Source organism: Oscillospiraceae bacterium (assembly GCA_034925865.1).
GTDB lineage: Bacteria > Bacillota > Clostridia > Oscillospirales > SIG627 > SIG704.
The window spans coordinates 1-19512 of record JAYFRN010000042.1; the positions used below are offsets into that span (position 1 = coordinate 1).

At 44.7% G+C, this 19512-nt stretch carries 18 protein-coding genes; 10 read left to right on the forward strand and 8 right to left on the reverse strand.

Annotated features, from left to right (window positions below):
* A partial coding sequence (locus tag VB118_12085) for a hypothetical protein (GenBank protein ID MEA4833338.1) occupies positions 1-535 on the forward strand: 535 nt, incomplete at its 5' end.
* A gap of 135 nt (positions 536-670) precedes the next feature.
* On the opposite strand, the gene VB118_12090 is transcribed toward VB118_12085, so the two are convergent.
* The 8 genes from VB118_12090 to VB118_12125 form a co-directional block, all read right to left on the reverse strand.
* Positions 671-1579, reverse strand: a complete 909-nt coding sequence (locus VB118_12090) for a hypothetical protein (GenBank protein ID MEA4833339.1) — start codon at positions 1577-1579, stop codon at positions 671-673.
* Positions 1580-1828: 249 nt separating this feature from the next.
* The gene (locus VB118_12095; GenBank protein MEA4833340.1) at positions 1829-2950 is read right to left on the reverse strand and encodes a hypothetical protein; all 1122 of its coding nucleotides are present in this window, start codon (positions 2948-2950) and stop codon (positions 1829-1831) included.
* Between the two features lie 14 nt (positions 2951-2964).
* On the reverse strand, positions 2965-4746 hold the full coding sequence (locus tag VB118_12100; GenBank protein ID MEA4833341.1) for a hypothetical protein: 1782 nt from the start codon (positions 4744-4746) through the stop codon (positions 2965-2967).
* Between the two features lie 15 nt (positions 4747-4761).
* A complete protein-coding gene (locus tag VB118_12105) occupies positions 4762-5124 on the reverse strand; it encodes a hypothetical protein (protein MEA4833342.1) in 363 nt (120 codons plus the stop codon).
* Positions 5125-5194: 70 nt separating this feature from the next.
* A complete protein-coding gene (locus VB118_12110) occupies positions 5195-5602 on the reverse strand; it encodes a carboxypeptidase-like regulatory domain-containing protein (GenBank protein ID MEA4833343.1) in 408 nt (135 codons plus the stop codon).
* Between the two features lie 41 nt (positions 5603-5643).
* Entirely contained in the window at positions 5644-6480 is an 837-nt protein-coding gene (locus tag VB118_12115) for a phage capsid protein (protein ID MEA4833344.1), read from the reverse strand.
* 169 nt (positions 6481-6649) lie between these two features.
* Positions 6650-7075, reverse strand: coding sequence for a hypothetical protein (locus VB118_12120; protein MEA4833345.1), 426 nt, complete (start codon positions 7073-7075; stop codon positions 6650-6652).
* A 28-nt stretch (positions 7076-7103) separates the two neighbouring features.
* On the reverse strand, positions 7104-8672 hold the full coding sequence (locus VB118_12125) for a hypothetical protein (protein ID MEA4833346.1): 1569 nt from the start codon (positions 8670-8672) through the stop codon (positions 7104-7106).
* A gap of 195 nt (positions 8673-8867) precedes the next feature.
* On the opposite strand from VB118_12125, the gene VB118_12130 reads away from it, so the two are divergent.
* From VB118_12130 to VB118_12170, 9 genes are all read left to right on the forward strand, one after another.
* Entirely contained in the window at positions 8868-9095 is a 228-nt protein-coding gene (locus VB118_12130; protein ID MEA4833347.1) for a zinc ribbon domain-containing protein, read from the forward strand.
* 50 nt (positions 9096-9145) lie between these two features.
* Complete coding sequence (gene hprK / locus VB118_12135; GenBank protein MEA4833348.1) at positions 9146-10087, forward strand: HPr(Ser) kinase/phosphatase; 942 nt, start codon at positions 9146-9148, stop codon at positions 10085-10087.
* Between the two features lie 153 nt (positions 10088-10240).
* On the forward strand, positions 10241-11194 hold the full coding sequence (locus VB118_12140) for an ROK family protein (protein ID MEA4833349.1): 954 nt from the start codon (positions 10241-10243) through the stop codon (positions 11192-11194).
* A gap of 17 nt (positions 11195-11211) precedes the next feature.
* The gene (gene murB, locus VB118_12145; GenBank protein ID MEA4833350.1) at positions 11212-12147 is read left to right on the forward strand and encodes a UDP-N-acetylmuramate dehydrogenase; all 936 of its coding nucleotides are present in this window, start codon (positions 11212-11214) and stop codon (positions 12145-12147) included.
* A gap of 74 nt (positions 12148-12221) precedes the next feature.
* Positions 12222-12548 carry a hypothetical protein gene (locus VB118_12150; GenBank protein MEA4833351.1) on the forward strand — a complete coding sequence of 109 codons (327 nt, stop codon included), beginning with the start codon at positions 12222-12224 and terminating at the stop codon, positions 12546-12548.
* 15 nt (positions 12549-12563) lie between these two features.
* Complete coding sequence (locus tag VB118_12155; GenBank protein ID MEA4833352.1) at positions 12564-13835, forward strand: homoserine dehydrogenase; 1272 nt, start codon at positions 12564-12566, stop codon at positions 13833-13835.
* Positions 13836-13975: 140 nt separating this feature from the next.
* The gene (gene whiA / locus VB118_12160) at positions 13976-14989 is read left to right on the forward strand and encodes a DNA-binding protein WhiA (protein MEA4833353.1); all 1014 of its coding nucleotides are present in this window, start codon (positions 13976-13978) and stop codon (positions 14987-14989) included.
* Positions 14990-15202: 213 nt separating this feature from the next.
* Complete coding sequence (locus VB118_12165) at positions 15203-17512, forward strand: sugar phosphate nucleotidyltransferase (protein MEA4833354.1); 2310 nt, start codon at positions 15203-15205, stop codon at positions 17510-17512.
* Positions 17513-17529: 17 nt separating this feature from the next.
* A complete protein-coding gene (locus tag VB118_12170; GenBank protein ID MEA4833355.1) occupies positions 17530-19275 on the forward strand; it encodes a ribonuclease J in 1746 nt (581 codons plus the stop codon).
* Positions 19276-19512: the final 237 nt, after the last annotated feature.

The following is a 19512-nucleotide window of genomic DNA, read 5'->3' on the forward strand; positions in this document are numbered from 1 at the left end:
CGAAGGAAATATGTCCTGGGGTGTATCATTATTAAAGTCAGAGGACATTAAATATCCTCAAATAAAAGATATTTTTATATCTGTTAAATATGACCCAAGAAGCATTGAAGAAACTAATAATTTATCTGATCCCCTAAAACAGCAAAGTTATCTTATAACGGACGATCCCGAGCTTTTATCTCTCAAAGAAAATTATAAATATCCGTATGCATATTTGAAAACTAAAATAAACGATACAGACGTTTACATGTTCCATATTTCTCCAAGTGCATTTAAAAATTATGAAGTATTATCTCCTGATTTTAAAGTGATTGAGTTCGATACTTTTGTTCCTACTACAATAGCTATTAAAATGAACGATTTAGAAATTGATATATCAATAAAAATAAGAACCCAATATGATCATGAGCAATTCGGCATGGAATTATCGACAAAAGAAGATTACGAGGCGGCGATGAAGCTAATCACCGATGAAAATTATATCTCCACTGTGATCGACAACATAAGGGAATATCTCAAAAGCAGAGATAACTGACGTAGAAACAACCCGGGCGGCAGCTTGCCGGTAATTATCTTTCCCTCCAAAACCGCATCCCCGGAACAGGCCTAACCTATTCCGGGGATGTACGTTTTTTAAAAAGTCAAATAAGGAAGTTGTGTTCCTCGGATTTTATGATATATATCCCATCGAATCCGCATAATCGTATACGGCCTTTCTGTAATCCTCCGAAAGACGCTTGTCCTCAAGTATGGTATATACATCGTTTATGATCGCCTGATAATTCCGTACGCTTTCGCCGTTTTTCACGGTCGTATATAAACCTACGATTTTTTCGACCAGAGTCTGCGGTGTTGTTTCAGGTGTCCTCGGACCGGGGACCTCGGTTCCGGATGAAGCGTCGGCATTGTTGTCTTTGCTGAGGGTGCTAACGGCAGTCTCAGCGCTTTTGGCACTCAGCGCATCGGCAACCGCTTTATCGATTCGCTTCTGTATGACCTCCTCTGCCTTTCTGGCTTCGTTTTCTATATCGGCGGCTGTTTTTTGCTTTTCGAGTGACAAATATTCGGATTTGATCGAGTTTTCGTATTTCTGCTGTTTTTCTTTCTCCGCGGCGGCTTCCGCTTCGGCTTTTATTTGAGCATCCTGCTTCTGCTTTTGGAATTCAAGCTCGGCCGTGTTCATCGCTTTTTCCGCTTCGAGCTTTGCGTTTGAAATGCGTTCGTCCGATATTCTTGCGGCGTTGTCTTCGGCAAGCTGGGCACGCCATTTTTCTGTGCCATCAGCGAGTGCGGTGTTTTTATACGCGGTGTCGGACTTTAGCTCTGCGCGCCACTTTTCCGCGTTTTCATTGAGCTTTGCGATTTCAAGCATGTTCTCTCTGTCTGAATTAAGCTGATCTGTATACATTTTTATCATCTGCGTTCTGTAATCGGTCGCTTTTGATGCGGCCTCCGATTCGAGACCGAGCGCGGCGTTTTGCTTTTCACGCTTAAGCATATTTTTCTCGCCCGAATATTCCGAATCAAGCAAAGAAAGGCTGCTTTGCAGAGCCGTTCCCGCTGCGATATCGGCTTTCATAGATTCCCCGGATTTGGACAAACCCTTATCGACAAGAGATTCCTTTATATTCTTCTGCGTTACTTTTGATAAAGCGGACGCGGCGTTTTTCTTTTGATACAGTTCGGGATTTATCGCCGATATCCGGCTGTCGTATTCACTATGCGGAAATCAAATTTTTATACTTTTTTGCTATTTCATCAAGCCCGGAGGACATATCGTCCCATATTTTCCCGGCGTAGCCGTCGTTGTATGTCATTAATTCGCTCCTTACTGTACATATTCGATTATAATCAATCCGTCTCCGCCTTTTCCCGACTGCCTTCTGAACGTCAGTGTTGTCGAGCCGTCGAAATACCACCGCCCGCCCAGTCCGCCGCCTCCGAAACCCGGGGATACGGCGGACGCACCGATTATATCTGCGCCGCTGCCTGAAAAGCTTTCCGCGCCCATATAATATCTTATCCCTCCGGCATATGAATTGCCGTTGACTATATCGCCGGAATTGAAAAAATCCGCGCATATTCTGCCGGCTTTTACAAGCGTCAGAGATGGAGAATATATACCGGTGGCTACTGGGACGGACGCTGAGGAAAGTCTCGTGCCGCCGGGAGCGGAGATGATGTTTTCGCCGGAACCGAATACCGTTGCGCCGCCCGGTGAATTATGAAGTGTTGTGGAACAGTAAAGCGTATTATAATTGCTTACCGTTGTCGTACCATCGAGTGTAAAAAGGCTGTTTCCTGCTCCCGCTCCTCCCTCGCCGACCGAAAGTGTAATTATATCGCCTTTACATAGCTGCAATATCGCCTCGCAATACGATCCGGAGGGTCCTCCGACACATTCATATGTAGCGTAGTTTACAAAATATGAGGTATTAAGCGTTCCGCCTCCTCCCGCACCCTGAAGGCACACTTTGTAGTATCCCGTTTTAGGCACGGTGAAGCTCGCGCTGCCTGCTGTCTTAAATATTGTATACGCACCTGAAACGATTATTGCCGCGTTGATTTTGTCGGCGAGCGCTTGGGTGAGCTTTGATTCGCTCAACGAGCCGTCCGGAATCGCGCCGGCGACCATTGAAGTGACAGTTTCATCGATTTTGGTATCGAGCGATGAGCAAAGAGCTTTTAATTCACATAAAACCCCGTAAACATCTGTTGAAGCGAGCCCGGATATCTGAGCGCTTCCGATTCTTTCTGCTCCGCTTTTCCCGGAAACAACGCTTTCGAGCGAAGGTAGCAGCACCTCGTTTATATATGCTTTTATATCGCTCGGCGCTTTGTCAAAGAGCGCCTTAATCACGACAGGTGTATAGCCGTCCTCGAGCTTAGGTCTGTCAGGCAGAGCGGAGATATTGTCCGTCTTTCCCGCGAATCTGGTGAATGTATTCATTTTGTATTTCTCCTTTATGTATCCATATCGTTTATCCTGCCTCTTAGAAGAAGCTTCAGAAGATGAAATCCGCTTTCCTTTTCAAGAATGCGGAATATAACCCTGAAATGAGTAAACCTCTTTGCGGAAAGCCGTCTTGTCAAAAGCTTAGCGGTATACGCGCTTTCAAATGAAAAAGAATCGAACCGTATATCTGCGAAGGAAAACAGAACGCATGACAGCGTTATATTCAGTTTTCCGTCAATGGTATCAAGACCTTCCTTGTCGCTTGCCCATGACATTTCGCATTTTGTGTTTTCGTCCGGTTCTATCACAGCCGTCGCGCCGTATATATTCTTCACTTTGGACGAGCTTCCGAAATCGAAATATTTTGAATACCATTCGGCTTTGATTGAGTCTCCCGCGTCGGTATTGCCTCCGGTGGCACATATCCTGCCTGATGTGTCCGCAAAGTATAATTCGCCCGAATTTCCCTCGCACATTATGATCACTGGGACTGATGTATATTTATAAAATACATCGAGCGCATAATTATAAACGAATGAATGAGTACCGCAGACCGTGAAAAGCTCGCTCGCCGCTTTCCGGTTGAATATATATGGTGGGGAAGAGGCCTCTCGCAGTAAAAGCTCCGATATTCTGTGCGAAAAAAGCCTGGCGTTGCGTTCGTCCCGGATGTTTGTGGATATCCATTTGTAAAGCCCGTCATGTGAGAAGGTCACGGGGACATTATCCATAAGCTGAGCAGGGCCCTCGCAAAGATTGCCTCTTTCGCCCGACAGCGTGTTCACGGGGAAAGACGCGTACCTTATTCCATCCGCTCCGGCGACAGTTTCGATATATGAGTAGTATGCTTCGCCTGCGGTATAAATTATCAGCCTGTCGTATTGCCTGACAAGCGATGTAACCGGAGCGCCGGAACCGATCAGGTTGAAATTCTCCTCCGGAAAATATGAGAAGTCGGGCTTCCCGTTTGCAATCCCGCTGTAAAATATGACCGCCGGATAATCAGGGTTTCCCCAGAGAAAAGCGCGCGTATCGTTTGCGCCTCCGAAGCTTACGGCATACCTGCATTTTAAAATCTTACTTTTCTGATCCGATACGCGGGTATAGTCGATCTCCAGACAGTCCGGATAAATTTCAGCCGGCGCGTTTATAAAAGTCACTGTCCCATTAGCCGCGTTAACCGTATATTGCGACTCCTGCATTTGTATGCCATTGTATCTCACGCCGTCTACTGAGGTTATCTCTGATAAGGCAAGCTTGTAAATCTTGCTCGCTCCGTCTGGAGTAAAACATTGCGTAACGCTTCCGGTCAGCAGATTCGGAGATTCAAAAAGCGTGCCGCCTCCAGACGGCGGAGTTGAGACTGTGACCTTCGGACGATACCCGACGATATCCGATAATTCTGTGCCGTTAAAACGCTTTATTTCAGTTTCCCCGAGGATATAGACGCTTCCTCCGAATTCGAAGAAGCTCACCTTTCCGGCCCCTGATATGCTTCCGATCTCCGAAAGCGTGTCAAAACCGTCGTTTGATGACAATACGCCTGTTCCGGAGACGGCGAGAAAATATTCCCCGCCGTCAGCCGCATTTATGCCGCATGCTATTCCCCGAATACTCGCACCCGTTTCCTTTAGAACGCGAAAACCGTCCCGACGTTTCAGCTTGTATCCCGGAGTGATCCTGAAATTCGTCATATTCGGGCTTGATCCGTCCGGTATTTCCGTTTCGCCGTCGCCGGAACAGTAAAGCCCCGTAAATTTTTCCAATTGAAGTATTTTATCTGCTGCCAAGTTCAACACTGCCCTTCAATATACATTTTTAACGCTGCGATGCTTTGCAACTCTGAAAATACGTCTTATGTTTTCCGATTCGTCACGAAAAAGAGCATAAAACATGGCTCCGCGCTTCTCGTTTTCTTCGTTTATGAGCATATAACACAGCCCGAGCACCATCGCGCCCATGCAAAGCCTCGGATGAGTGTAAAGCTCGTCGTCGAGAGAATGTATAGTTTGGGGCACATGTACTGTATCGTTTATTCTGATGCCTTTCACATAACAATCCAGCTCGTCAAGCATTACGATAAGCGTGTTGATAAGCGCGGGCGCGGAGGAACGGAAAACTGCTGTATCGGGTTTTGCCTGACCGTATTCGTCGTTTTCGGATAACAACGCCAGGCTCCTTTCATACACCTCTATTGCTTTTATTCAAACCACCTCCGTTTGTTTTCGTGCTCATCTGTCAGGCTTCGCTCATGGAGATTGTGACAGATATGTCCGCGCCGTTTACCGCCGCGCTTCCCGTACCGCTTGTATATCCTTCGCGTGAGACGGAAACAGAGTATGCCGCATCCGGCACATAGCATATATACTTTCCCTCGACGTCAGTGATTCCGCTACGTGACTGATATGGCGACGAAACTGTGACTGTTGCTCCGGACAAGGCTCCGGATGAACCGGTAACGGTTATTTCAAGAGCATAAGCACGAGCAAAGCTTTGTTTTGCTCTTGCGACAATTCCCGAGGCTATATTTTCCGCGACATCGGCCGTGTCTGCGATCCCGTCCGTGTCAAAGCTGCCGACGATCTGCTTTGATACATGATCGACAATGACTCCGTTTGACGGACCTTGTATTTTATAATGAACCATATTATTTTGATCCTTTCCTTAATATAGGGCTATCGCTTTTGTCAGACCGTTGTTTCGGGAGCCGGAGTGAGATTCAGGAATACGATCTCCTTTGGGTATATAATCTTCGCTCCGTAGAGATGAAGCCCTTTGACGGCGTCGCCATGCCTCAATTCGGGCTCGTATGCTTTTACCGAGCTTAGCTTTTCGGCAAACGCGACCGCACGGCGCGTTCTTGCGACGCAGCGATAAACGCCTCCGGCATCGGCGGCTATATTGTTTGTAACATATATGTCAAATCCCATGAAGCTTCCGATATATCCTCTGCCGAGAGCGTCCGAGTTGTCTGTGCTGCGCAGTACCTTGGCGAGAACGAGCTTTTGTTCTACCGCTGGAGGCACCTCCAGAGATATGTTCGCGGAATTCGGGACATTATTCTCCATTAGCTTTTTTCTTGCGTCTGCGATTGTGGATATGATTGATATACTGGTCGCGGATGCGTTTGTGACGGTTCCCGCATTATTGTCAGTAAGGCTGTATATGAATTTATCGGCTACATCGGACAAGGCGTCGGAAGCCTCTTTCATCGCGAGCTGCATGAGAGTTTTTTTCGACTGTGCCAGGTCTATATCGTCGATGAAAAAATTGAATCCCTTTGCCTGGTCGATGATAAGTGTGCGTTCATTGTCTGAAAGCACCTCGGCGGCGGGCATGTCAGAATTTTTAGTATATGTAAAAACGCTCACGGGACCGATCCCGCATATCTTTACTCTGTCGCCCTCTCCCTTTATATCACCCTCGAATTCTCTTGAGGAGAGTTTTACGCCCACATAGCTTTTATTAAGCTCTCTATAAAGCGTCTCGCTCCATATTGTGGAAATGAAATTTGATATTGCCATATATTATCCAGTATGATTCATCCACAGCTGAATCAAACAATCCTTTCTGAAATTATGGTTGGTCCGCGCTGTGACGCAGAATGATTGTTTTGGACTATTCATTCTTGTTAATCGATTTTTATTCCTACTTTAAATGAAGTCCAAAAGGGCTCGCTTAAAATCGATCTTCTTATTTCCAGCTGTCCATGGATTTTAGTATCGTGTCGTAGTTCTTCCTTATTGCCGCCGGGCTCATCTGCTTCACTGTTTCAGGGCTGAAATAATTCTCTTCGCCTCCGTCGGATATAAATCTCGGAGGAGCATTTTTGTTATTTTTTTCGTTCAGCTCGCGGATTTTTTCCCTGCTTTTTATGTTTTCAATGAAATAAAGAGCGTATGAAGCGGCGAGGCTTTCTCCATTTTTAACTCTTTCCCAAACCTCATCCGGTATGTCCTCGTTCTTTAAAGAGGGAAATAGCTCCCTGAGCTTTACGATATCGCTCCTTATACGCTCCTCTGCACCTTTTTCGAAGACATATGCTTTTTCTGCGGACGTAGCTTCTGCGTTTTTCGAAGTCTTTTCCGCCTCGTCAACTTCTTTATTGTTGTTTTCCATTTGATAAAATCCTTTCTTCCTGTTTGATTTATTCACTTGCCGTCTCGCTTCCGGCATGTGCTTTAATTTCACTGATCAGTTCATCCTTTGCGGGAATAAAGCCATCCGGGAGCCTCTTTAAATATTGCTCGAAACTTATCTTTCCGCTTGCCAGCAAATTATCGAGAGTAGTCACCGCCGCCAACTCGCTCCAATAGCTGCTTGCTCCGACATCGACACGGCAGTCAAACAGCACCTCATTCAACCCCTGATGTGTCAGAACCTCTCCTTTTTGAACTCCGTTTTCGGTATACATGAACACACGCGATGAATCGTAGTAATTCAATACAAAATCAAGCCATATCATTCCCAGCCTTTCAACCGTTTCGTAAAGGCCCCGGCGCTGGTTTTCCAGAGGTATACCTGATGCCTGCTGAAGCGCAATTATTGCCGATGTGTTTTCCGGCCTCACATTGCCAAGCGCGGCATCTGTCGCGCCGAGTAGCTCTTTGGTCACGGACAGCGTCAGAGATATTACATCTAAAAAACCTGATTGAAGAGTCCCCGGCTCGATGCGGAGCGCGGCCGATTCCGTAGGGCCGTTGACGGCTATCGCTTCTCCTATTTCGTTTGTCCATTCGTCGATGATATTGCTGTTGTAGAGAATCTTTGAAAAGCTGACGTCGGTCATATGCTTCATCACCATCGCGAATGCTTTGTTTATATAGGTTTGGTTGTCGATTATATCGGTTGCGACGGCCTGGCCGTGATAACGGTTTTTGACTCTTTCCCAATTCATCAGCGTGACGGGATATAACCGGAGTCCCGTGTCTCTTTCATGGCAAATGACGGTTCGTCTCGTGCTCTTGCGGTAGCGTACAGTACCGCCTTTTTTATAGAGCTTAATGAGATACGTGCATTTTGTGCCGGAAAGCTCGTTTTTTCCGAAATCTCCCGATTCATCGGATGTGTCATCATCGGCGGTTATCAGATCGATGTCATCTCGCTTTGCTCCGTTTTCGGCGGCTTCCGCACGCAGCCTGTCCACTTGATCACGTCCGGACAGTATGATATAGGGTTGTTCCTCGATCTCGGAGCTGTTAACATCTCCGAAAAACACGTTTGTGCTGTCTATCAAACAGGTTGCGAAATCCCCGGAATATCCCTGGGCTGTCTTCTTTGATGCGTCCCAGTACGTATATAGGAAGAAATCTCCGCTTACAGCCGCTTCGAAAAGTCCCCTTGATAACAGCGATTCGATCTTGTCCTTGTCATACCTGTAATTCAAGGATGTGATCGTCGCACATTTTTCTTCAATTTCGCGCTTCTTGCCGTCTCCAAGCATGATATACATACCTTCGGCGCCATATCTGAACGCGAGCTTCTGCGACATAATTGTCGAAACGAAATAATTTATTACCCGTTTGAAAATATTGAACACCGGTGTCGGAAGACCGCCCGAATTTATTCCGTGCCATTGATCTCCGCGATAAAATCTCTCGTTTTTATTAACCGTGTCATAATAACCGATAATCCGGTTATATTCGCGTCCGCGTTCATATAAGGCAAAATCTTCAGTGCAACTATTTTTAATTCCGAAATGGTTTATTTTTTCCACCTCCAGTCATTATTCTACAGCCATTAAAGGTATCCTGTTGACTGCCGAAATGATATTACGAAATAAAGGTGACATTCAATGACAAATTACTAAATTTAGTAATAAGCCGAAGCATTATGAATTATAAAGCATTTGACAATTCAAATAAAAAGTGATAATATATGATATAAGATTTCAATAAATCGGAGGACAGGAATGCCGATATATGATTTAAAGTGCGGTAAATGCGGCAAAGAATTTGACAAACTTGCTTCTGTGTCTGAAATGACCGGGAAGCTGATTATATGCCCGGAATGCGGGTCAAACAATCTGACGGTATGTATAAAAAAGGCTCCGGGTATAATTATGAAGTCGTCTTCGTCTGTTTCCGAATGCCCCAACAGGCATATATGCAAAGACGGCTGTTGCCACGGCGGTCATTGAACCGGCCGGACTCTGTTTAAAAAGATATATCAGAGAGGAATACTGTCGATATGGATGAAAATTACTCCGCGAAGCTTGGCGAGGTTGCTGATGAATTCGCGTTAACGCCGGCATTTTTACCGAATAATTGGCGGGATATCGATATAGTGCGCAGCGATATCAACCGTCCCGGATTGCCGCTTTCCGGATTTTTTGAATATTTCGAGCCGCAGCGCATTCAGATAATCGGCAATGTCGAATACCGTTATCTCGAAACACTCGATCCTGAAATCAGGTATAAAAGTCTGGATACGTTTCTCGCCAGGCATCCCGTCTGCCTCATCTTTTCCAATGACCACCGTCCGTATGACGACGCCGTCGAGCTGGCAAAAAAATACGGAATACCTGTCTTCACCACTCCGGAGGCCACCACTCAGATAATGGCGGCGATAATTGCTTCACTGAATGTAAAGCTTGCTCCCCGCATCACGAGACACGGAGTTCTGGTTGAGGTTTACGGCGAAGGTCTTCTGATACTCGGAGACAGCGGTGTCGGAAAGAGCGAGACCGCCATAGAGCTTGTTAAGCGCGGACACCGGCTGATAGCCGATGACGCAGTTGAAATAAAAAAGGTTTCCGCGAAAACACTTGTCGGAAGCGCGCCGGAGCTTATACGCCACTATATTGAGCTGAGAGGCATCGGCATAGTAGATGTCCGCCGTATTTTCGGCATGGGCGCGATTAAGCTCACAGAAAAAATCGACCTTGTAATTAATCTTGAGCTTTGGCAGCAGGGTAAATTCTACGACCGCTTCGGAATGGATACGGAATACATTGAAATTATGGGTATTAATGTCCCGGCTATTACAATCCCAGTAAAGCCCGGACGCAACCTCGCCATAATTCTTGAAATCGCGGCAATGAACAATCGCCAGAAAAAGATGGGCTATAACACCGCTATAGAATTCAATAAAAAGCTCATGGGTCAGGCAAATGTCGATAATGAAAGATGACGTTTGTTAAAACGGCATTTAAATAAGCCTTATTTTACATGAGAGAAAAGCCCATATACCAGAGCCTTTTCTCTCTTTAAGCGGTAATTATTTAAATACCGAGTTAATAATTGAGCAATAATATAAATTGATTTGATGACAGAGGTATTTTTCATGAGATACAGCATAGGTGTCGATTTGGGAGGCACGAAAATTGCCACCGGGCTCGTAAACGGTGAAGGCAAAATAATCAAAAAGCTCACTCTTCCCACAAAAGCTCACCGTTCGCCCGAGGAAATCGCAGACGACATCGCTCTCCTTATAAAACAGCTTATCGATTCGTCAAGCCTAGTTCCCGACGATATTGAATTCTGCGGCATCGCCACCCCGGGTATCGCAAATTCAGATACCGGACGCGTTGATTTCTGCAGCAGTTTACCTTTCCTTCATTTCCCGCTGCTTGATATCCTGAGATCAAAGGTTCCAGTTAAAAAATACGGCATAGAAAACGACGCAAACGCCGCTGCGAAAGGCGAGCATATCTTCGGAGCCGCAAAGGGAGCGAAGGATTCCGTTATGATCACTCTCGGCACCGGTGTCGGAGGCGGCATAATTATCGATAATAAAATAGTTACCGGCTGCAATTTCGCCGCCGGCGAGCTTGGACATATTGTTATACAGCATAACGGACGTCAATGCGGCTGCGGCAGACGCGGCTGCTGGGAAACATACAGCTCCGCTACAGGGCTTATAAATACAACAAAAGAAAAAATGCAAAAATACCCCGATTCCCTTATGTGGAAGCTTGTCGGAGGGGATATCGAAGCAACAAACGGCAGAACATCCTTTGACGCCATGAGAAAGGGTGACAAGGCGGCTTCGGAAGTCGTCGATATGTTTATCGACTATCTGGCCTGCGGTATTACAAACATAATAAACATTTTCCAGCCTGAGGTGCTCAGCATCGGAGGCGGTCTTTCAAATGAAGGAGATTATATTCTCAATCCGCTTTTAATCCCGGTATCAGCTCATCAGTATTCACGCGGAAGTGAAAAGCGCACCGACATACGCATCGCAAAGCTTGGCAATGAAGCAGGTATAATCGGCGCCGCGTTTCTCGATAAATAATATGGGGATAGAATTAATTGAATAAACTTACCGAAATGCTCAAAGACGCGCTTCGTGAAGAAACAGGCGGAGCCATCGACGGGATTTCCGTCGTTTCGGATGTTAAAATGAGCGCTTTGTCCTCCTTTAAAACAGGCGGGCCGTGCGCGGTACTCATGACACCTAATTCCCCGGATATGCTTTCGGCATCCTTCCGCGCCGTAAAAAGGTGCGGTATCCGTTTTTGCGTTCTCGGAAACGGCACCAATGTGCTGTGCTCGGATAAAGGCTTTGACGGAGCGGTAATTTTATTGACAGCGTTGAAAAATTTTGGATTTGTGGAGAATGTCATGACCGCCGAGTGCGGCATGCCGATCACCTCCGCCGCGCTGGCGGCTTCTCGCCGCGCCCTGTCCGGGCTTGAATTTGCGTACGGCATTCCGGGCACTGTCGGCGGAGCCGTATATATGAATGCCGGAGCTTACGGCGGCGAAACCTCCGCCGTTTGTGAAAAGAGCGATTATCTTGATTTATCAGACTTTTCAGTTAAAACGCTTTCCGGCCCTGAACAGCATTTCGGATATCGTCACAGCGCATACCAGTGTGGCGATAAAATTATAATCCGCGCTTATTTCCGGCTTGTTCCCGGAGACGGCGAGTTAATTACTGCGCAAATGAACGAGTTTATGCGCCGCCGTATAGAAAAACAGCCCCTTGAATATCCGAGCGCCGGAAGCGTGTTCAAGCGAAGCAGTGCCGGATATACAGGAGAAATGATAGAAAAATGCGGTCTCAAGGGAAGACGTATCGGCGGCGCACAGATCAGTGAAAAGCACGCCGGGTTTATAATAAACCGCGGAGGAGCCTCTTCCGCTGATATTCTTGCGTTAATTTCGCTGGTCAGAGAATCAGTTCGCGAAAAATTCGGGGTTGAGCTTGAGTGTGAAATAAGAAAAATCGGAGATTTTGATTAATAGTTTATACCGGCGCCGCTTAAGTCTCCTGTCCGGGCAGTATCCTGGGATGGTGTATTGTTGGGAAAAATATATTGCATGGCAATATTGCAGTAAAATATATACTTGAAAAACAGCGCCAAGCGATTGAATTATTAAAGCAATACAATAATATTTTTGTTAAAATCAATACGGTATATATTCCCAATATAAACTCAGATGAAATTGAAGAAATTGTTGAATTTGCAAATAAAAACAATGCATATATTTATAATTTGATGCCTATAATTGGAACCAACGCTGAAGAAAACGCTCAAACCAAATTAAAAGTTAGTTTGATTAGATATCAATTCAGTCCCCTTACAAATGTTATGATGCATTGTAAACAATGTCGTTCCGATGATATAAAATCTATCATTTAAGAAAGAGGATAAAAAATGAAAAGAATCAAAATCGGTTTTTTAGGATTAGGTGTTGTAGGCGCTGAATTGGTAAATATAATTCAAGAATCTCATAACAAAATACTGGAGTTATTCCAAATTGATTTAGTTATAGGAAAGGTTTTTGTTCGCGACCTAAACAAGAAGAGAGGTACTAATATTGATTTATTAGAATTAACAACTGACCCCAATGATATATTGCTTGATGATGATACAAATATTATTTGTGAATGTGTGGGGGGAGCCGGAACCGATTTAACCTTAAAATATGTGAAAACCGCATTTGAACAGAGTAAAAGTGTTGTAATGTCAAGCAAAAAGGCCCTTGCTTTTTATGCCGAAGAAATATTAAACTGCGCTAACACGAATAATGTCTCTTTAAAGTACGATGCAACCGTAGGCGGCGGTATTCCAATTGCAAAAATTATGGAGAATTGTTTCTATGGCGAAAATATAATTGAAGTAACAGGAGTTGTTAATGCCACATCCAATTTCATTTATACAAAAATGTTAAATGAAAATGAAACATTTGAAAAAGCATTGAAAGAAGCTCAAATAAATGGCTATGCGGAGAATGATCCGAGCGAAGACATTTTAGGATATGATGCTTTGTTTAAATCGGTAATCCTCTCCACATTTAGCATGAATAAATATTTTAATCCTCAAAACATTGAGCCTGTGCCATTTTCAAATATTGAATTAGCTGATATGCATTATGCGAATGACCTTGGTTATACAATTAAGCCGATAATTCACATAGAGCGTGATAATGATACATTGCTATATATAATAGGACCTTGCCTTATTAAAAAAAGCGATATTATTGCAAACACATTTTTAAATAACAATATTATAAAAATAAAAGGTACTGCTAGCGGAACGTTGGGATTCTATGGTCAAGGAGCAGGAAATCGTCCTACCGCCGCGGCTATGTTTGATGATATTGTTCGTATTCTCAAGGATGAATCTAAAACAAAACAAACTACTCGCACAAATTCGGCGTGGAAACAGATTCAAAGCAAAAAGTCTAATCAATACTTGCGTATACGCACGGTAGACGAAATAGGTATCTTAAGTAAAATAACCGGAGTTTTAGCAAATCGCAATATTAATATTGATAAAATTTTACAGCGTGATAAAACACAAGAGTATTATGATGTAATTGTTTTTACATCTCATACAAAAGGCAATTATATTAATAATTTAAAAGATGAATTTAAAAAAATCAATGCGGAATTGATTTCTGTAATTCCAGTTATAGGAGAGTGATCTTATGGATAAAAACATGTACTCATCACCGGAGCTGCAAACGGAATTGGGTTCGAGTTGTTTTCTCATTTATCCAGCATGAACTATAAAATATTTGCAATTGATAAATTTACGAAGAAATTATATACGGATATATTAAAATGTCATCACCGGATTTGCTTCCGTTTTCATCCGAACTGAAAAAATATATATGCTCGCTTGTGTGCGATTCTCTTGGAATATCTGGGCACCGAGCCAGGAAAAAGTTGCCGGAATGCTGCTCACACATGTTTCTTTATGCGGCTCTGCTTTTTGCCGGTGAAATAGCAACAGACGAAAACGAACCGGAAGTCCGCTCTTTTTATGTGCGTTCTGAGAATCCCGCCTTTCTTGAGGCGGTTGCTTTCCTTTTTATTGAGCTTTACGGCGCGGATGCACAAGTGATCCCGACGGGCAGAATCGGTTCTGCTTCCATGAAGTTCGTTTGCCTTGGATCATTACAGGGTGGATTTGAGGAAATTGAAAAAATACTCTCTGATTTCGGATATGATGCGCAAAAAGATAATTTCGGCGAGCTTTCGCTTCCGGCTCCGCATTGCCCCACCTGTGCCGAATGGTTTTTGCGCGGAGTGTTTTTAGCATGCGGAACAGTTCTTGATCCGAAAAAGGGATATCACCTTGAAATGGCAACGCCTTATAAAAAACGAGCTGAAAACCTCGCTCTGTTTCTTGAGTCCCTGTCTGTTTGGGCAAAACGCGGACAACGCAAGGAGCTTTATACCGTTTATATCAAGGACAGTGAAAAAATTGAGGATTTTCTCACTCTTATCGGTGCGCCGTCGTTCGCTATGGAGTTCATGCAGGAAAAAATCGAACGAGAAATAAGAAATAACATAAATCGCATAAATAATTACGACAATGCCAATCTTATTAAAACTGTGGATTATTCTTCCCGCGTAATGCAAGCGATACGAATTCTGCGTGAATCCGGGCGATTTTACACGCTGCCCGACGCGCTGATAAATGCCGCGCTCCTTCGTGAGCAAAATCCGGAATCGACGCTTCGCGAGCTTTGCGATCTTTCAAATCCGCCGATTACAAAATCCGGTCTCAACCATCGTTTTCAAAAGCTCATATTGCTTGCGTTCGGTGATAATGCGTCAAAGGAAAAATAATTAACACGGTTTCGAATTCTTTTGATTTTAGAGAAAAAGCTGTATTATTAAAACGTCATTTAAATAAGTCGTGTTTTATAAGAGAGAAAAGTCCATATACCAGAGTCTTTTCTCTCTTTAAGCGGTAATTATTTAAATGCCGAGTTAATAATGTATATCTGCCCGTTACTCCGCCATAATAATATTTATAATAAGTATTATTATGAGGTGTTTATGAGCATAAGGGCGATTATTGCTGCCGGTGGCAAGGGCAGCCGGTTATATCCTGTCACAGGACTTATTCCCAAGCCTATGGCCCCGGTATTAAGCCGGCCTACCATTGAATATATTTTTTCTCTTCTCGCGCATAACGGAATTTCCCATTCCGGAGTAACCACCGGTTATTTAGCCGAAGTCATTGAATCGCGATATCCAGATGCCTACCGTGGTATGAAGCTGACTTATTTCCGCGAGAGTTCTCCGCTTGGAACGGCCGGAGGTCTTGTGGATGCGCGCTCCTTCCTTGACGAGGGTGACGAAAGCTTTGTTTTCATATGCGGAGACGCGATATGTGATTACGATATCTCAGAAGCCGTCAGATTTCATCGCGATAATGGCAGCGATTGTACGATTCTGCTCGCAAAATCAAGCTCTCCGACCGAATATGGAGTTGTCATGTGCGGCACCGACGGAAGGATAAAGCGCTTTGCGGAAAAGCCGGATTGGAGCGGTGTATTTTCAAACCGTATCAATACAGGTATATATATATTAAATCGTTCGGTAATCGATTATATCCCCGTCGGCAAAGCTTTTGACTTCTCTAAAAATTTATTTCCATTGCTTTTAAAAGAAAACAAGCGCCTTTTCGGTCTTCCCGTATCTGGATACTGGTGCGATATGGGATCTCTTTCAGATTACTATAAATGCAATTTTGACGCTCACGCCGGTAAATTTAAAAGCTATGTTGATATACGTCCCAGCGAATATTCCTTTACAAAAGACAATTCGATTATTTGCTCCGGAGCGCGCATAGGCGATGGAGCGAGGGTTTCCTCTTCGATTGTCGGCTCGAATGCGCATATCGGTAAAAACTCACTGGTGCGTGGCTCTATCATATGCCCGGACGCGACTGTCGAAAACGAATGTGTCATTCCCGACGGCTGTGTTATCGGCGGCGGCGCCAGCGTTCACGCCGGCACGATTTTGCCTCGTTGCCGTCTGATACCGGCTGTATCGGCGACAATGCGCAACGGATCAAACAAATCGGAGAAAACAGAATCGGGCATCACCTCCTCTTTGTCTCCGTTTGCCGAACGCGCTTCGGCAAGATATGAAGCCATGCGTGAGAACGGAATTCAAATTTCACCGTCCGGGACGAGTCCGATGCCCCTTATTGCCGCCGGATCGGCTCTTTCAAAGCTTGACAAAATATCATCGGTGACCGTTACTTATTCCGAAGGTATGTTTGCCTCTGCTTATGCGCTTGAATGCGGGGCTTTATGGGCCGGTCTCGATGTGATCGACCTCGGGATCGCTAACTTTGCTCTTTCCTCATTTGCCGCCGAACAATTTTCGCTTCCATGCGCACACGTTTTTCAAGACGGCAGCTCTGTGATGATGGTTGTTTTTGATTCAGACGGCTTGTATATTTCATCTGCGGCCGAACGTAAGATATGCTCTGCCGCTTATGAGCCTGAGCTTTCAGCTCTTTCTGCCTTTTCGTCAGCTCATTTCCAAACGCTCGTGACACTGCAGGACAGTTATCTGCTATATCTCCAGAGGGATTTATCCGATTCGTCACTTATCGGACGCGAAATATATCTTCGCCGCTCAATGTGCGCAGAGCTCTTGAAAAAAGCGCTTAATCCGCTCGGTGCCCGCTGCGAGTTCGGAGATGGTACGGAGAATATATTCATTGACATCTCAGATGACGGTACAAAATGCCGTATGATGTCATACGGAGAAGAGATATGTGATTTCGATGCGCTGCGTGCGGTATTGATCCGCAGCATGCCGAAATTTGAAGAGTGTAATTATGACGGCTCATGCATTTGTCTGCCAAGTGGCGCACCTATAATATTCGACTATATAGCCGCCGAAAACGGCTTTACTGTAAAAAGGTTTCCTTCACACCCATCGGAAAAGCTCCATGAAAAAGATTCTCTGCGCCCCTGGCTGCGCGACGGAGCTTTCTGTGCCGCAAGGCTTATAAAATTATTAAAGCTTTTGGATTTCGATCTGGAAGCTTTTAGAGCCATGCTTGATTCGCTCCCTAGGTTTTCCAGAGCCGAAGCTGAGCTGCCTGAGCCAAAAAACAAGGCGGAGCTCTTGTTCCGTCTATCCGAAAAATACTGCCGTGACGGTTTTCTCGAAGAGGGTATTGAAATACCGCTTCCGGGTGGAATTGTCAGGGTGACCGCAAACCGCGCCCGGGGCATTAAAATACTTTCAGAGGCGGTTTCTTCTGAAATTGCCGGAGAGCTTTGCTCATTTGTTCGCGGTGAAATTATGGAAATCAACAGAAACGATAATAAAAAACCATGATATAAGAAAGGAAAAATATGGCAACTAAAACAAAAAAACAATCAAAATCCGGCACAAAAGCGGGTGGAATCGCAACGGATTTTCAGGAAATGCAGCCTGATGAAAGGCTTAAGATTATCCCGCTCGGAGGCTTTGGAGAAATAGGGAAGAATCTCACGGTCATTCAATTCAGAGACGACATAATAGTCATTGACTGCGGGCTTGGTTTCCCGGATGAAAATATGCCCGGAGTTGATCTTGTGATCCCGGACATTACTTATCTTGAACAAAACGCCGACAAGGTGCTCGGAATATTTCTGACCCACGGTCATGAGGATCATATAGGCGCGCTTCCGTATGTGCTCAAAACATTAAATGTTCCTGTTTATGGCACCTGCCTTACGCTGGGGATATTGAAAAATAAGCTTATAGAGCATAAGCTTGACAAAACTGCCAAGCTTATAAACACGAAGGCCGGCGATGTGATAAACGTCGGATGCTTTTCGGTGGAATTTATACATGTAAACCACTCTATCGCTGACAGTGTCGCGTTTGCGATCAATACTCCTGCGGGAATGCTTGTCCACACCGGCGATTTTAAAATTGATGTGACGCCGATTGAGGGCGAAATAATAAATCTGACTCGCTTCGGCGAGCTCGGCAACGCGGGAGTGCTTGCGTTGATGTGCGAGTCGACAAACGCGGAGCGTCCGGGCTTTACACCGAGCGAAAAAACTGTCGGGCATTCGCTCGACGGAATATTCCGCGATTGCCGTGATAAGCGGATAGTAATAGCGACCTTTTCTTCGAATGTTCACCGTGTTCAGCAAATAATTGATTATTCCGCCAAATATGGCCGTAAGGTCGCAATTTCTGGCCGGAGTATGATAAACATAGTCACTGCTGCGACGGAATTAGGCTATATGCACATTCCCGATGGCATGCTTGTCGAGCTTACGCAGTTAAAAAGGTATAAACCCAGCGAGATCACTTTGATAACCACTGGCAGTCAGGGAGAACCGATGAGCGCGCTTTACCGTATGGCTTATTCTGCTCATGATAAAGTAGAGCTTGGCGCCGATGATGTCGTCGTCATATCGGCTCATGCGATTCCTGGAAATGAAAAAACAGTAAATAAAATAATCAATGAGCTGCTTAAAAAGGACGTTTCGGTTTTATACGATAAGGTTGCGGAGGTTCATGTGTCCGGGCATGCATGCCAGGAAGAAATAAAGCTGATTACGGCGCTTGTAAAGCCGAAATATTTCCTTCCGGTTCACGGCGAATACAAGCATCTTGTTAAGTGCGCGGAAATAGCCGAATATCTTGGGATACCGCGTAATCATATATTCATATCAGATATCGGACGTGTTTTTGAGTTTGGAAAAAACGGTTCGTATGCGGGCTTTAACGGCACTGTGCCTTCCGGGAAGGTACTTGTCGACGGACTCGGGGTCGGTGATGTCGGAACGGTTGTCCTGCGCGACAGAAAGCATCTGTCTATGGACGGTCTGATAGTCATCGTTGCGGCCATAGACGTCGATGCCGGACTCATGCTTTCGGAGCCGGATGTCGTCACGAGAGGCTTTGTTTATGTAAAGGAATCAGAAGCGTTTCTTGACCAGATACGTTCACAGGCTCATGATATAATTGAGGGATGTCTTAATAGCGGCATGCGTGACATCAGTACAATTAAGTCACGTGTAAAAGATGATTTGACGAAATTTATATATAATAAGACAAAGCGCAATCCGATGATACTTACAATGGTAATGGATATGTGATTTAACCCTATTTATCGTGAATTACGATAAACCAAAAAAAAGAAAGACGGCTGCGGAATGTTATCCAAAGCCGTCTTTGATTATTATGAACTCGGTATTTAAATAATGTCTACTGAACAAATACGAATTTCAAATTTCGCTGCGGTAGATGATGTGTTATTAGCAAACAATATAGGAACACAAAAAAGGCGCAAAGAACCTTTTTCAGGTTCAGGACAATAACAGACATAGCGATAC

Excerpts from the sequence above, each read along its gene's own strand:
- VB118_12090 (MEA4833339.1), bottom strand. The coding sequence starts at position 1,579 with ATGAAAGCCGATATCGCAGCGGGAACGGCTCTGCAAAGCAGCCTTTCT.
- VB118_12165 (MEA4833354.1), top strand. The coding sequence starts at position 15,203 with ATGAGCATAAGGGCGATTATTGCTGCCGGTGGCAAGGGCAGCCGGTTA.
- VB118_12155 (MEA4833352.1), top strand. The coding sequence starts at position 12,564 with ATGAAAAGAATCAAAATCGGTTTTTTAGGATTAGGTGTTGTAGGCGCT.
- whiA (MEA4833353.1), top strand. The coding sequence starts at position 13,976 with ATGTCATCACCGGATTTGCTTCCGTTTTCATCCGAACTGAAAAAATAT.
- VB118_12095 (MEA4833340.1), bottom strand. The coding sequence starts at position 2,950 with ATGAATACATTCACCAGATTCGCGGGAAAGACGGACAATATCTCCGCT.
- VB118_12140 (MEA4833349.1), top strand. The coding sequence starts at position 10,241 with ATGAGATACAGCATAGGTGTCGATTTGGGAGGCACGAAAATTGCCACC.
- VB118_12130 (MEA4833347.1), top strand. The coding sequence starts at position 8,868 with ATGCCGATATATGATTTAAAGTGCGGTAAATGCGGCAAAGAATTTGAC.
- VB118_12120 (MEA4833345.1), bottom strand. The coding sequence starts at position 7,075 with ATGGAAAACAACAATAAAGAAGTTGACGAGGCGGAAAAGACTTCGAAA.
- VB118_12170 (MEA4833355.1), top strand. The coding sequence starts at position 17,530 with ATGGCAACTAAAACAAAAAAACAATCAAAATCCGGCACAAAAGCGGGT.
- VB118_12115 (MEA4833344.1), bottom strand. The coding sequence starts at position 6,480 with ATGGCAATATCAAATTTCATTTCCACAATATGGAGCGAGACGCTTTAT.
- VB118_12110 (MEA4833343.1), bottom strand. The coding sequence starts at position 5,602 with ATGGTTCATTATAAAATACAAGGTCCGTCAAACGGAGTCATTGTCGAT.
- hprK (MEA4833348.1), top strand. The coding sequence starts at position 9,146 with ATGGATGAAAATTACTCCGCGAAGCTTGGCGAGGTTGCTGATGAATTC.